Genomic DNA, 13,885 nt, shown 5'->3' with positions numbered 1-13,885 from the left:
CCGTTTCATCGGCATCGAAAATCTCGACGAGGAGGAGCTGAAGCGCCTCAACCAGCTGGTCGCCAAGGCCGCCAAGGGCAGGGGTGAGACGGAGGCTTGCAGAGTATCGGAGTCAACCGAAGCGGCAAATGCGGCGCCGTCGAAAAAGGCGGAGGCGCGGAAACGCCCTGTTGCCGCCAAAGCGCCGAAGCAGAAACAACGGCCGCTTGAGAAAAGCTAAACTATGAAATACAATCGGCACTTATATTCAGTTCATTAAATCCAACTCGGCAGGGGAAAATGAACGACTCCCTTCTTAGAGAGCCGCAGGTCGAGCTGTTCTTTCAGGCTTATTTCATAGGAATGACATTAGGTCATTTGCCATTTTTCTTCGACGATATCGGATTTATCGCGTTTATTCCAAAGTTTATTGTTTCGCTGCCAATCGTTTTTGTATTGTTTATTTTTTATCGCGTTAAATACATTGAAATAAATTCACGGCCATTTCTTTGGTCATCAATCATTTTTATAGTAATTTTGTTGCTTATTGTGGCGGCTTTCTTGTTGTTGTCAGGTGGAAGTATTCAGAGGCTGACCTTGTTAGCTTTTTTCCTAATTATTTCTGTGCCTTCTGTCCTTGTCGCATGCATCTACTTTCCGGTTATGATCAGGCTGCGACTAAGGAAAGAAGCCGTCTGATAGATTCTCCGACGGAGAAGTATGCCGGCAGAAAAACGGCGCCTGCAAGGGCGCCGCCATATCGTCGATTGCAGGTCCGCTCAGGCGTTGTTGAACACGCGCCGGAAGATCGTGTCGACATGCTTCGTATGGTAGCCGAGGTCGAATTTTTCGCGGATATCTTCCTCCGAGAGGGCTGCGCGGACTTCGGCATCGGCGAGCAGCTCTTCCAGGAAATCCTTGCCCTGTTCCCATACCTTCATGGCGTTGCGCTGGACGAAGCAGTAGGCATCCTCGCGGGAGGTGCCGGCCTGGGTCAGTGCCAGCAGGACACGCTGCGAATGGACGAGGCCGCGGAATTTGTTGAGGTTCTTTTCCATGTTCTCAGGGTAAACCAGCAGCTTTTCGATGACGCCGGCGAGCCGGGAGAGGGCGAAATCGAGCGTCACCGTGGCATCCGGGCCGATCATGCGCTCGACCGAGGAATGGGAGATATCGCGTTCATGCCAGAGGGCGACGTTTTCCATTGCCGGCATGGCGTAGGAGCGGACCATGCGGGCAAGGCCGGTCAGGTTTTCGGTCAGAACCGGGTTGCGCTTATGCGGCATGGCCGAGGAACCCTTCTGGCCGGGCGAGAAATATTCCTCGGCTTCCAGCACCTCGGTGCGCTGCAGGTGGCGGATCTCGGTTGCCAGCCGCTCGATCGACGAGGCGACGACGCCAAGCGTGGCGAAATACATCGCATGGCGGTCACGCGGGATGACCTGCGTCGAGACAGGCTCGGCCTTCAGCCCGAGGGCTTCTGCCACATGTTCCTCGACGCGCGGATCGATATTGGCGAAAGTGCCGACGGCGCCCGATATGGCGCAGGTCGCGACTTCCTCGCGGGCGGCGACGAGGCGCTGGCGGCAGCGCTCGAATTCGGCATAGGCGAGCGCCAGCTTGACGCCGAAGGTGGTGGGCTCGGCATGGATGCCGTGCGAACGGCCGATGGTGACGGTGTCTTTGTGTTCGAAGGCGCGGTTTTTCAGCGCTTCGAGCAGGCGGTCGATATCGGCAAGCAGGATGTCGGTGGCGCGCACCAGCTGGACGTTGAAGCAGGTGTCGAGCACGTCCGACGAGGTCATGCCCTGGTGGACGAAGCGCGCATCCGGGCCGACGATCTCAGCGAGATGGGTGAGGAAGGCGATGACGTCGTGCTTGGTGACGGCCTCGATCTCATCGATGCGGTCGACGTCGAAGGTGGCGGCGCCGCCCTTTTCCCAGATCGTCTTTGCCGCCGATTTCGGGATGACGCCGAGTTCGGCCAGCGCGTCACAGGCATGCGCCTCGATCTCGAACCAGATGCGAAACTTGGTTTCGGGAGACCAGATGGCGACCATTTCGGGCCGGGAATAACGCGGGATCATGGGCGGCTGCCTTCACTTCAAGAGGTTGAGCGTCTAAGACGCAATTCCCGGCAAAATCGCTTCGCGCTTTGCCTAGCAAAACCGCTGCACAGTTTTGCTGGAATTGCTTTAGCGCCCCTGTAGCAAAGAAGGGCGGCAATCTCAACGCATGCGTTTGGCAAGATGATAGCTGCTTGCGACAAGACAGACGAGGCCAAGCGGCAGGAAGAGGCGCAGGCCGATCACCAGGAACTGATAGACGGCGCTGATACTGGTGAAGACGAACTGGAAAGCCCAGACGATACTGCCGAAGGGCGCATGCCAGCGCGAATAGAACATCCGGTATTCCATGGCGAAGAGGAAGGCGGTCATCAGGATCGTGGCCGCCGTCAGCGTCACGAAAAACGCGGCAAAACGCGTTTCAAGCGGCCTGCCATAGGCAAGGAAGCGGGCAACCGGCAGGGCGAAAGGCCAGGCGAACAGGCCGCCGGCGAAATAGAGTGCGGCGATCTCAGCAAGGCGGCTCGTCTGCAGGCCATTGCGCAAGTAAAGGCCGAGCATGGCGGCGGCGAGCATCTGCATCCCCCAGAGCAACGCGCCGGCGATCAGATCGGGGTAGGGCGGCCGTGCAGCTCTTAGACGATCCATCCTGGGGCGATCCGTCCTCGGGTGATCAGTCCTCGGGCGATCCATGCTCAGGGATGAACCGGAACGGCAATCCAGCGTCCGTTCCTCTCGGCATCGAAGGCCAGGACGAGGGCGATGTGAACCTGGTTTCCGCCTTCCGGCTGATAGACCACGGCGCCGCCGATCCGGTATTCGACGGAACATACGCGCTCGGCGGGAACCGCGGTCGCCTGGCGCGCCGCCTGGCGGTTCGGAGCGCCTTCCTTCTCGATCATCTGAAGGCTGAAGCCGATGACCCGCTTGTCGACCGCAGCGCAATCCTTCGGCGTCGGCATCGGCATCTCGCCGAGCGAGAGCGTATAAGGCGCTTTCGGCGGACCGTCGGTTGCAAGCGTCGTGTAGCGAAGCGTCTTCGAGGGCGAGCCAAGTTCGGTCGGCGGATTGAAGGCGGCGATCAGGCCGGGATTGGTCAGAAGATCGTATTTGTCCATCTGGCTGCGCGCCGCCGTCAGGTTCTGCCGCCGCGCCTTGGAGAGATTGGCGTCCTTGTCGGTCAACTCGGTATGGAAAGGCGTGCCCTCGAGATAGTGGCCGTCTTCGGTATCGATGAAATAGGTGTTGGAGTAGGGAAGGTTGCCGCTCTCCTCGATGCCGAACTCCTGAAATCCGAAGACCTTGCCGTCGGCGGAAAAGCCGATCGGCTGGATATTGGCGATGTCGCCGGCAAGTGACAGGCCGGGCAGGCCGACAAATGCGGCAGCAAGCATGCCACCAATGATCAAGCGTTTGTTCATGCTCGTGCCCCTTCGGCTGCCTGACGCAGATCGGCGACAGTCCGGCGATAATCCTCGACCGTATCGCCCTTGAAAATTGCCGAGCCGGCGACGAGGACGTTGCCGCCGGCGCGCGCGATGTCAGGCGCCGTTTCCACCGTGACGCCGCCGTCGACCTCGAGTTCGATCGGTCGATCACCGATCAGTGACTTTGCCGCCGCGATCTTCTTCGCCATCGCCGGAATGAATTTCTGCCCGCCGAAGCCGGGATTGACCGACATGATCAGGATGAGATCGACATCGTCGAGCACGTTCTCGATGGCGCTGAGCGGTGTCGCCGGATTGATCGTCACGCCGACCTTCTTGCCGAGATTGCGGATAGTCTGCAGCGAGCGGTGCAGATGCGGTCCGGCCTCGGCATGGACGGTGATGCGGTCGCAGCCGGCCTTGGCGAAGGCTTCGAGATAATCGTCGACCGGCGAGATCATCAGGTGGCAGTCGAAGGTGGCTGATGTGTAGGAACGCAGCGACTTGATGACATCGGGGCCGAAGGAGATGTTCGGCACGAAATGGCCGTCCATTACGTCGAGATGGATCCAGTCCGCGCCGGCGGCCGTCACGTCGCGCACCTCTTCGCCGAGCCTGGCGAAATCCGCCGCGAGGATCGAGGGGGCAATGCGAATGGGCAGAGTCATTAAATCTTACTCCGTATGGGGCTCCATCTGTCCGCGGCGCCCGAATTCAAGGCTGACGCCCTCTCATTGCGTAGGCGCGGCAGGTGGAAAAAAGCCGTTGCCCCGCCATTCGAGCAGGCGGTAGGGGTTTTGCGAAAGTTCATGCGCACCGGTGAAGGCGATAGCGCCGACCGGCGTCTGGAATGTCGTGCCGAGAAGCATCTCCTGGAGGGGCTTGCCCGCCGCAACTGCGGCTTGCCCCGCCTGGCCGGCAATGAGGGCCGCGGCCAGCGACGTCAGGACATAACCTTCCGGCTCGACGCCTTTGGCGCGCAGCGCATCGGCTGTAGCTGCGCTTTCCGGCAGAAGGGCGTATTCGGGCAGGGCGACGGCGCGCACGCCATCTGCGAGCGGCAGCGGCTGATTGGCGGCGCGCATGGCATCGCCGCCGAGGATGGACAGCTGGATGTTCTCGGCCCTGGCGTCGCGGCCGATGACGGCGATGTCGTTGCGATCGCCGCCGATGAAGACCCTGGTGGCGCCGGCCCGTTTCAGGCGGCGGACGAGGGCAATCTGCTGCTCCTGTCCCGGCCGGTAGGTATCGGTAAAGACCGGCTTCAGGCCGTTCTGCTCCAGCGCGTTGCGAACCGCTTCCGTCAGTTCGCGGCCATGGATGGTGCCGTCCTCGATCAGGGCGATCGGATCGGCGGCCCAGTCTTTCAGGATCACCTCGATCACCTTTGCCGCCTCGGCGCCGTCGGCGGGCGCCGCCCGGAAGAGCGGCCAGCCGTTCTTCAGCGCATCCTCCATCAGGATGCGGGAGCGCACGGAGACGGTGATCGCCGGAATATTGGCGTCCTTCAGCTTCGGCAGCGCGCCTTCCAGCGTCTCGCTGCAGAGAAAGCCGACCGCGACCTGGACCTTGGCGTTGACAAGCGCATCTGCGACCGCGGCACCACTATTCTCCTCGCAGGTCTCGTTGATGGCGACGAGGGTATTTCCGGACTGCTGGATCTCGAAACCGGCGCCGGCGGCAATCTGGGCGCCGAGGAGGGCGAGCGGGCCGTTCTGAGGGGCGACGACGCCGATCGTCACGCCGGCCGCATGGCTTTCAGCCGCCGCTCCCAGCAGCGCCAGAAAAGCTGCTATGCCACGCAGGTTGCTCATGAAAGGCGGAGATCCCTAGCCATCGTCCATGCCCTTTTATCCGCAAGGCCGCGATCGTCAAAGAAAAACAAGCGCAACACGGCGCTTTTCACCGGTCCTATTGTAGAAAAGGTAACCGATGCTCGCCATATTGGCGCGATGGCAAGACAATCCAGGCATAAAGCGCGCGCACGGAGAAGCAGGTGTTGAACAGGCAGCATATCGACCCCGGCCTTTATCGCGATGCCATGAGCCGTTATGCCGGCCATGTGCAGCTCGTGACGACGGCGATGGGCGAGTTGCGCCGCGGCGTCACCATCACTGCCGCCTGCTCGGTCTCCGACAATCCGGCCTCGGTGCTGATCTGCCTCAACAACACCAATCCGAAGAACGAAATCTTCTTCCGCAGCGGCGTCTTCGTGCTCAACACGCTTGGCGCTCATCACCAGGCCGTTGCCGACGCTTTCTCCGGGCGAACCGCGCTTACCAATGACGACCGCTTCGCCAGCGCCCGTTTTGACACACTCGTCACCGGCGCGCCGGTTCTCTTCGATGCGCTCGCCGCCTTCGATTGCCGGGTGATCGATATCAAGGAAATGCCGACGCACAATGTCGTCTTCGGCGAGGTCGCGGCTGTCCGCTTCAGCGAAAAACACCCGGCGCTGATCTATATGAACCGGGATTATCACGCGCTGTAATCCGGCTTGCGGTATTCGAGGAAGCAGAGAATGGACAATGCCGGGATCGAGGAAATGTTTCAGGGGCTCGGGCCTGTCACGATCAAGCGCATGTTCGGTGGAAAGGGCATCTATCATCTCGGGCGCATCATCGCGCTTGAAGTGCGCGACGAAATGCTGCTGAAGGCCGACGAGACGAGCGCCCCGGAGTTTGCCGCCGCCGGCTCCACGCAATGGACCTATGAGGGAAGGAAGGGCAAGCCGGTGAAAATGCCCTATTGGTCGATCCCCGACGAGGCTTACGACGATCCCGATCTGATGGCGAAATGGGTGAGGCTTGCCTATGAGGCGTCGCTTCGCGCCGAATAGTTAGCCGCGTTCAGCGGGCGACAAGGCTGCTATCGCCGCCTTGGTGAAGGCCGACAGTGGCGCGGGCAAATCCGTCAGTGGAAACCAGCCGAAATCCGACAGCTTGTCCGGTTCAGTCAGTTGCGGCTCGCCTTCAACGTCGCGGGCGAGATAGAGAATCGAGATCCAGTGTTGGTGATCGGCATCGATGATCTGCTCGGTCACGCCAAGCCGTTCTATGCGGCCGATCGTCAGGCCGGTTTCCTCTTCGGCCTCACGGCGCGCGGCAGTCTCTGCCGGCTCCATGTGATCGACCTTGCCGCCGACGATATTCCAATAGCCGGCTTCAGGTGGACGCATGCGTTTGTAAAGAAGGATCCTGGCGTCGCGCAGAATCACCAGACCGACGCCGAGGCCCGGAAAATCGAGACCGGGCCTGCCCATTGGAAGGTCAGACCTTGGCGCTGCCGGCGATCAGCATGAAGGCGGGGATATCGTCGCCGAAGCCGACCGGGGTCGGGCCGTCGTCGTGATCGCGGTGACGGCGGCGGTCGCGGCTGTCGTCGTTTGCCGGGTAGGGCCGACTGTTGCGCGCGTTGTTCTGCGGCTTCTGCTCTGCTTTGCGCTCGTTCTTCACGATGTCGGCCTTTACTGGTGCTGCTTCAATCACGTCGACGCCATTATCCTGTATGTCGTTATCAGATTTATGACTCGCGGCGGCGCGATTGCCGCGTCCGCGTCCACGATCCTTGTCGCCATTCTCTCTCGGCGCACGATCTCGGCCTGCACCATCTCTGGCGCCACGCTCGCGGCTGTTGCGGCGCGGGCGTTCGCTGTCCCGGCTGTCTTCTGCCGGCGGCGGCAGCGACGTCAAGTCGCCGCTCAGCCATTCGACCTTTTCGCCGATCAGCTTCTCGATGGCATCGACGAACTTAGTGTCGCGCTTGGTAACGAGAGTGAAGGCGGCACCCGAGCGGCCGGCACGGCCGGTGCGGCCGATGCGGTGGACGTAATCCTCTGAATGGATCGGTACGTCGAAATTGAAGACGTGGCTGACATCAGGGATATCGAGGCCGCGGGCGGCGACGTCGGAAGCGACCAGAAGCTGGAGATTGCCGTCACGGAAGCTCTGCAGCGTCATCGTGCGGGAACGCTGGTCCATGTCGCCATGCAAAGCGCCGACGGAAAAGCCGTGGCGTTCGAGCGACCGGAACAGATCGGCGACATCTTTCTTGCGGTTGCAGAAGATGATGGCGTTCTTGAGCTCGGTCTGGGCGCGGACGAGTTCGCGCAGGACGGCGCGCTTTTCGTAATCCTTGCCGTGCGAGGCGACGAGACGCTGCGTCACGGTCGCGGCGGCGGAAGCCGGCTTTGCGACTTCGATACGCTCTGGATTCTGCAGGAATCGATCGGCGAGCTTCTGGATCTCCGACGGCATGGTTGCCGAGAAGAACAGAGTCTGGCGGGTGAACGGGATCATCTTGGCGATGCGTTCGATATCGGGGATGAAACCCATGTCGAGCATGCGGTCGGCCTCGTCGATGACGAGGATCTCGACGCCACTCATGAGTAGCTTGCCGCGCTCGAAATGGTCGAGCAGGCGGCCGGGAGTGCAAATCAGCACATCGGCGCCGCGTTCGAGCTTGCGGTCCTGGTCCTCGAAGGAAACGCCGCCGATCAGAAGGGCGACGTTAAGGCGGTGGTTTTTGCCGTATTTCTCGAAATTCTCGGCGACCTGGGCAGCGAGTTCGCGCGTCGGTTCGAGAATCAGCGTGCGGGGCATGCGCGCACGCGCACGGCCCTTCTCCAGAAGCGACAGCATCGGTAGAACGAAGGATGCCGTCTTGCCAGTGCCGGTCTGCGCGATGCCGCAAATATCGCGGCGCTCGAGCGCAAACGGGATGGCTCCCGCCTGAATGGGCGTGGGGATCGTGTAGCCCGCATCCGTAACAGCGGATAGCACTTTTTGGCTCAAGCCAAGGTCAGCAAATGTCGTCAAAGGGAAAACTGTTTCCATTCCGTTCGGCCAAACTCTGAACGAGTCGGCGGGATTGCATGCCGCAATGCAGCGCGACATAGCCCCGAATGGCCGGCAAGTCAAGAAATAGAGACGCCGCACCCATTGCAGAGTGAAGCGTTGGTTACCGGGCGGGAGTTACTTGATATAGGTGGCGAGTTTAAGGCCGGCATTCATGAAATATACTGGATCGACGGCATGGCCGTTCTGGCGCACTTCATAATGCAGGTGCGTGCCCGTCGAGCGGCCGGTGCTGCCGGCAAGGCCGATGACGTCGTTGCGATCGACCGCATCGCCGACCTTGACCAGAACCTCCGACATATGCCCGTAGCGCGTCGAGATGCCGTTGCCGTGGTCGATCTCGACCATGTTGCCGTAGCCGCCGGTCCAGCCGGCGGAGATCACCTTGCCGGGTGCCGTCGGGCGGATCCTTTCGCCCGGCGAAAAACGGAAGTCGACGCCGGAATGGAGCGCGAGGCGGCCGAGGAAGGGATCACGGCGATTGCCGAAGGGGCTGGTCACGTCCTTGCCGACAGCGGGATTGCGGAAGGGTAGGGATTCCGCGGTACTGCGCACCGCTTCGAGCCGCGTCAGCGCGCCGTCGAGCGCTGCCAGCGAATTGTTGAAGTCGTCGTTGCTTTCAGGCTCGATATAAGGACCGCCGACGGCATCGTCGTCGTCTTTCCTGGCAGCGGTCTCGGGCATCGGAATCTTGAATCGGGTCAGCACGGTCTCGATGGCGTTCGCGGCATTGCCGGCATCGCTCGTCAGTTGTTCGACCCGGCTGCGCTGGTCCTGCTCGACATCCTTCAGCGACAGCGTCACCTTGGAAAAGACGCGGTCTGCGCGATCACCGACCGTATCGGTGGCCGGCACATAGGCGAGCGTCGAATTGTCGGGCGTCGCATCGGCGGGCGCACCGCTGGCCAGCTGTTTCTCGATCGCCTCGATGCCGCTCCCGGAGAGCGAAGCGCGCTTGTCCTTGACATCGGGCGCATAGGACTGAACGGGCGAAGACGGCGTAGGCGGGGCGCCGTCCGTTTCCGTCAGGCCGGAGCTTTCGGCCCGGTCGAGCAGATTGTCGAGCTTGCCATGGCGGGAGGTCAGCGCCATCTGCTGCTCCATCAGCTTGTCGACCTTGTCTTCCACCACCTGTTGGTCGAGAAGCTGGCGGGAGGTGATGCGGTCGACCTGCGCGCGAAGGGCGGCGATGCGGTCTTCATAATCGTGCTGCATGCGGGCCTGGCGGGCCATGGTGGCGCCGATCAGGTCGTCGCGTAGCACGAGATAGGACGTGGCCAGGAGGTAGCCGATCGAGAAGACGCCGACGAAGCAGAAGGCAAGCGCTGCCATCCAGGGACGGACCGTCATATGGCGGACTTTGTCGCCGCTTGCGAGGATGAGGATATGCTCCTGCGCCCGCCTGCCGAATATCCGGTGCTGATGTCCGCTGTTCACGCAGGCTCTCCCGATTGATGCTCTACGCCTCTTTCGGAAATTAGACACCGTTATGGTTAATGAATGCTTTCCTCGCCGCCATTACATCAAACATTTCAGGCATCTTACGCGTTGCTGATCGATGCAAGCGCGCGGTAGAAGGACGGCGTCAGCCCGGCTTCTGCGCGGGCAAGGTCGTTGAAGGGCGGCTTCAGCGGTCCGCGGAAATTGGCGCGCACAAGCTCCTGGAAGGCTTTTGCCGGATCGCGCTTCTCGCGGGCGCAGAGGAAGCGGAACCATTTGGCGCCGACGGCGACATGGCCTTTCTCGTCATTGTAGATGACGTCGAGCACCGCTGCACTTTCGAGATCGCCGGTCTGGCGCATCTTCGCCTGCAGCGACGGCGTGACGTCGAGGCCGCGGGCTTCCAGAATCAACGGCACGACGGCGAGCCTTGCCGTCAGATCGTTGCGCGTCGAATGGGCGGCCTGCCAGAGCCCGTCATGGGCGGGCAGATCGCCGTAATCGGCGCCGAGATCGTTGAGCCTGGCGCGCACCATGCGGAAATGCTTCGCCTCCTCGAAGGCGACCAGCATCCAGCCGTCGAAAAAGGAATTCGGCACCTGCTCGGTCGCGAATCGCGCGACGATATCGAGCGCCAGATCGACGGCGTTGAGCTCGATATGGGCGATGGCGTGCAGCAGAGCGATCCGCCCTTTGAGCGTATGCAGCGAGCGCTTCTCCACCTGGGTCGGCGGCGTCAGCACCGGTTTGTCAGGACGGCCGGGCCTGTCGGGCAGGGCTGCATCGAGCGGCGAGCGCAGCGACACCCGGCGGGCGAACCAGCGGGTGGCGCTTTCCTGCGCAAGCGCCGTCTTGCGGTCGAGATCGGCGGAAGAGATCGCATCGATGGCGCCGCCGCGCAGCGAGGTTATCGTGAGATCCCCGGTCACGCCGCCAGGTTCCTCACGGCCTCGAGCACGGTTTCGGCATGGCCCTGCACCTTCACTTTCTGCCAGATGGTGGCGATCGTCCCGTCCTGGCGAATCAGGAAGGTGGTGCGCTCGACACCCATGAAGTTGCGGCCGTACATGCTCTTTTCCTTCCAGACGCCATAGGCCTGCAGCGTCGTCTTTTCCTCGTCCGAGGCGAGCGCCACCGAAAGACGGTGCTTCTTGATAAATTTGTCATGGCAGGCGGCCGAATCGGGCGACATGCCGATGACGGCAGCACCCGCCGCTTCGAACTCAGCTGCTAACGCGGTGAAAGCCAGTGATTCGGCGGTGCAGCCCGTCGTGTCATCCTTGGGATAGAAGAACAACACGAGCGGCTTGCCGTGGAATTCGGCCAGCGAAACGCGGCCGCCGCCGTCGCGGGGAAGGTTGAAATCAGGGGCCGAGACGCCGATGCCGGGAACCGCCATTGGGAAAACCTTTCTTTTGCCGGGTTTGTGGATGACACTTTCTCTCCCCGAATTATATAGTGGACGGATACCCGTCCAGCATGGCCGGGTTCAATTCTTCAGTTAAAGGGAGAGCCCGAGGGCGCATGTCAGCCATCCGCGGCGAAAAGGTCACGTTTCGCAAGAAGGATATCGTTGCGCTGGACCGCTTGCCGTCCGCCCAGACCGAGGATCCGATCATCGTTCATTGCCCGCCGCCGCGTTCTCCGATGCGCCGCACGGCGAAGCTGACCTGCGGATTTCTGGGACTGATCCTCGTTATTCTCGCTGGCATCGTTTTCACCGTCGAGAGCGGCATGTTCGACAAGCCGCTGTCGCAGCAGGCTCAGGCGGCGCTGAATGGCGTGGCCGGACCGCGCTACCGCGCCGAGGTCGGTTCCACCGTCATCCGCTTCACTTCGGACTTTCGGCTGGCGCTGGAAGCGCGCAACGTCAACATGATCGACCAGGAGAGCGGCCAGCACCTGTCGACGACGGGTTCTGTGCGCCTGGGGCTCGATCCGCTGCAGCTTTTCCGCGGCCGCATCGCCGTCGCGGACATCGAAGCGGAGGATATCGCGCTCGATACCGCGCTTCTGCCCTCCGGCAATGCCGTCAAGCTCGACGATCTGCGCATCGACGCCATGCCGGCGGCGATGGAGAAGATCTTCTCGCAGTTCGACATGTTCGACAGCATCGTGACGCGCGGCTCGACCAATTCGGTGCGCATCTCCGGCATCGACATCAAGCTTGCCGATACCGCCAACGGCCCGCTGTCGCTCGTCATCGACAATCTCGTCTTTGCCCATGCCGGTCCGTCCTCGCTGCAATTGACCGGCGAAGTCGCGCTCAACGGCGAAGTGGCGGAGCTCGACGTGCTGGCCGAGAAGGAAGACGGCCACGTGTCCAAGGTCGCGGCGACACTCAGGCATGCGGACCTCGCGCCCTTCGCGCTGAAACGCAACGATCAGGGCATGATCCGGCAAGGGCTGAGCGCCTTTGCCGATCTGACAGTGTCGGCCACCCGCGCGCGCGATGGCGTTCAGCCGGCGCTGGCGGCGACGATCGACATCGATCCCGGCCAGATCTATGCGGATGGCGATCCGCAGCAGCTGTCCGGCGGGCAAATCAATCTCATCTATGATTTCGCCAAGCAGACGATCGAGATCGCCCGATCGAACGCCCGGTTCGGCGCGACTGCGCTTCCCATCAATGGGGCGCTGATCGATCTCGACAAGCTCGACCCGCAGGCGGGCAAAGGCTTCGGCATCGACCTGCTCGTCAGCGGCGGCACGGCGGCTCCCGGCGGCTCCGGCGAGGAGCCGCTCTCCTTCGACATCCAGGCGACCGGGCGCTACATGGTCGCCGGCCGTGAATTCCAGTTTCCCAACATGACCGTCTCCAGCCCGCTCGGCGCGCTCTACGGATCACTGCACGTCAAACTTGGCGACAAATCGCCGGAGATCAGCTTCGCCGGCCAGTCGGCGCAGTTGCAGACGATCGCGATCAAGCAGCTCTGGCCGTTCTGGATGGCGCCCAAGGTGCGCACCTGGGTGCACGGCAATCTCTTCGGAGGCACCATCACCAACGCCACCCTATCCGTCTTCATTCCTTTCGGCAGGTTGGACGAGGCAGCCGGCGGAAAAGGATTGAAGCTGGACGCCAACCAGATCCGCATCGGCTTCGACATCACGGGCGCGCGGATGAACGTTGCCGGCGACATTCCGCCGATCCGCGACACGTCAGCGCATTTCGACCTGACCGGTCCGGTTGCGACGATCGCGATCAAGAGCGGCACCTCCTATTTCCCGTCCGGTCGGTCGGTCGGTCTCGGGCAGGGCACGTTCATCCTGCCCGCCACCTACGATAAACCGCTGATGGCCGATATCGATCTCGTGGTCTCCGGGGCGGCGGACGCCGTCGGCGAGCTTCTGACCTACCGGCCGATCCGGGTGCTGCAGCGCGCCGGCTTTACGCCCGACGATCTCAAGGGGCGGATCGAGGCGAATGTGAAGGCCCATTTCGGCCTGCTCTCCTCGCAAAACCCGCCGCCGGCCGAATGGACGGCGGCAATGAAGCTCACCGATATCGATCTTGCCAAGCCGTTTTCCGGCCGGATGATCAGCAATCTCGACGGCACGCTGAACGGCAACCCGAAACGGATCACGCTTGACGCCAAAGCCCAGATCGACGGCGTCCCGGCCGATATCGATCTTACCGAACCGGTCGAGGCATCCGACACAGCGGCCAAACAACGGGTGATCACCGCGACGCTTTCCGAGGACCAGCGCAACAAGCTGATACCCGGCCTTTCCGGCATCGTCGGCGGCAGCGTGAAGATGGTGCTGACGCGGATCGACGACGACCGGCAGGACGTCCAGCTCGATCTCACCAAGTCGCTGCTCGAACTGCCCTGGATCGGTTGGGCGAAGGGCAGCGGCATTGCCGCCACGGCGGAATTCGAAACGTCCGGGCCGGCCGACAATACCCAGATCAAGAACTTCCGGCTGAAGGGCGACGGTTTCGGCGCCAATGGATCGCTGAACATCGGCAAGGGCGGGCTGATCTCGGCCGATTTCGACAGCGTCAAGCTCTCCTCGCTCGACGATTTCGCCCTGTCGGTGAAGCGCAGCAAGGGCAATTTCGACGTCTCGGTCTCCGGCGACAGCGCCGATGCGCGGCCGGTCATTGCGCGGTTGA

14 protein-coding genes and 1 pseudogene are annotated in these 13,885 nt (G+C 62.0%); 5 read left to right on the top strand and 10 right to left on the bottom strand.

All coding sequences use genetic code 11. From position 1 onward, the window contains the following. A pseudogene (locus FY112_RS06925) lies at window positions 1-220 on the top strand (low affinity iron permease family protein); the annotation flags it as partial. Window positions 221-279: 59 nt separating this feature from the next. Next, window positions 280-678 (top strand): hypothetical protein, encoded by a 399-nt coding sequence (locus FY112_RS06920; protein ID WP_131619845.1) that lies wholly within the window; start codon window positions 280-282, stop codon window positions 676-678. Between the two features lie 80 nt (window positions 679-758). On the opposite strand, the gene purB is transcribed toward FY112_RS06920, so the two are convergent. The 5 genes from purB to FY112_RS06895 all read right to left on the bottom strand — a co-directional run bounded on the left by purB (window position 759) and on the right by FY112_RS06895 (window position 5,286). Next, the gene (gene purB, locus FY112_RS06915; protein WP_151518051.1) at window positions 759-2,066 is read right to left on the bottom strand and encodes an adenylosuccinate lyase; all 1,308 of its coding nucleotides are present in this window, start codon (window positions 2,064-2,066) and stop codon (window positions 759-761) included. Between the two features lie 141 nt (window positions 2,067-2,207). Next, on the bottom strand, window positions 2,208-2,693 hold the full coding sequence (locus FY112_RS06910) for a hypothetical protein (protein ID WP_026158701.1): 486 nt from the start codon (window positions 2,691-2,693) through the stop codon (window positions 2,208-2,210). 47 nt (window positions 2,694-2,740) lie between these two features. Next, the gene (locus tag FY112_RS06905) at window positions 2,741-3,466 is read right to left on the bottom strand and encodes a DUF2259 domain-containing protein (protein ID WP_151518050.1); all 726 of its coding nucleotides are present in this window, start codon (window positions 3,464-3,466) and stop codon (window positions 2,741-2,743) included. Beyond that, window positions 3,463-4,140, bottom strand: a complete 678-nt coding sequence (rpe, locus tag FY112_RS06900) for a ribulose-phosphate 3-epimerase (protein ID WP_003559730.1) — start codon at window positions 4,138-4,140, stop codon at window positions 3,463-3,465. Before rpe ends, FY112_RS06905 begins: the two co-directional genes overlap by 4 nt. Before the next feature lie 63 nt (window positions 4,141-4,203). Continuing rightward, complete coding sequence (locus FY112_RS06895) at window positions 4,204-5,286, bottom strand: ABC transporter substrate-binding protein (RefSeq protein WP_151518049.1); 1,083 nt, start codon at window positions 5,284-5,286, stop codon at window positions 4,204-4,206. A gap of 182 nt (window positions 5,287-5,468) precedes the next feature. On the opposite strand from FY112_RS06895, the gene FY112_RS06890 reads away from it, so the two are divergent. Both FY112_RS06890 and FY112_RS06885 read left to right on the top strand, forming a co-directional pair. Next, window positions 5,469-5,963 carry a flavin reductase gene (locus FY112_RS06890; protein ID WP_017960624.1) on the top strand — a complete coding sequence of 165 codons (495 nt, stop codon included), beginning with the start codon at window positions 5,469-5,471 and terminating at the stop codon, window positions 5,961-5,963. Between the two features lie 30 nt (window positions 5,964-5,993). After that, entirely contained in the window at window positions 5,994-6,311 is a 318-nt protein-coding gene (locus FY112_RS06885) for a TfoX/Sxy family protein (RefSeq protein ID WP_151518048.1), read from the top strand. Here the strand turns inward: FY112_RS06885 and FY112_RS06880 are convergent, their stop codons facing one another. From FY112_RS06880 to FY112_RS06860, 5 genes are all read right to left on the bottom strand, one after another. Beyond that, window positions 6,312-6,734: an NUDIX domain-containing protein gene (locus FY112_RS06880; RefSeq protein WP_017960622.1), complete on the bottom strand. Its 423-nt coding sequence runs from the start codon at window positions 6,732-6,734 to the stop codon at window positions 6,312-6,314. It abuts the gene before it with no gap. 7 nt (window positions 6,735-6,741) lie between these two features. Continuing rightward, on the bottom strand, window positions 6,742-8,307 hold the full coding sequence (locus FY112_RS06875; protein WP_151518047.1) for a DEAD/DEAH box helicase: 1,566 nt from the start codon (window positions 8,305-8,307) through the stop codon (window positions 6,742-6,744). 138 nt (window positions 8,308-8,445) lie between these two features. Further along, complete coding sequence (locus tag FY112_RS06870; protein WP_151518046.1) at window positions 8,446-9,765, bottom strand: peptidoglycan DD-metalloendopeptidase family protein; 1,320 nt, start codon at window positions 9,763-9,765, stop codon at window positions 8,446-8,448. A 104-nt stretch (window positions 9,766-9,869) separates the two neighbouring features. After that, window positions 9,870-10,697, bottom strand: coding sequence for a ferritin-like domain-containing protein (locus tag FY112_RS06865; RefSeq protein ID WP_151518045.1), 828 nt, complete (start codon window positions 10,695-10,697; stop codon window positions 9,870-9,872). Further along, window positions 10,694-11,167, bottom strand: coding sequence for a peroxiredoxin (locus FY112_RS06860; protein ID WP_012757610.1), 474 nt, complete (start codon window positions 11,165-11,167; stop codon window positions 10,694-10,696). Before FY112_RS06860 ends, FY112_RS06865 begins: the two co-directional genes overlap by 4 nt. A gap of 125 nt (window positions 11,168-11,292) precedes the next feature. Between FY112_RS06860 and FY112_RS06855 the strand changes: the two genes are divergently transcribed. Next, window positions 11,293-13,885: DUF3971 domain-containing protein (locus FY112_RS06855; RefSeq protein ID WP_151518044.1), on the top strand; the 2,593-nt coding region annotated here is incomplete at its 3' end.

Source organism: Rhizobium sp. PEPV16 (genome assembly GCF_008919455.1).
Lineage (GTDB): Bacteria > Pseudomonadota > Alphaproteobacteria > Rhizobiales > Rhizobiaceae > Rhizobium > Rhizobium leguminosarum_Q.
This window is presented reverse-complemented; position numbering and strand designations above follow the sequence as displayed.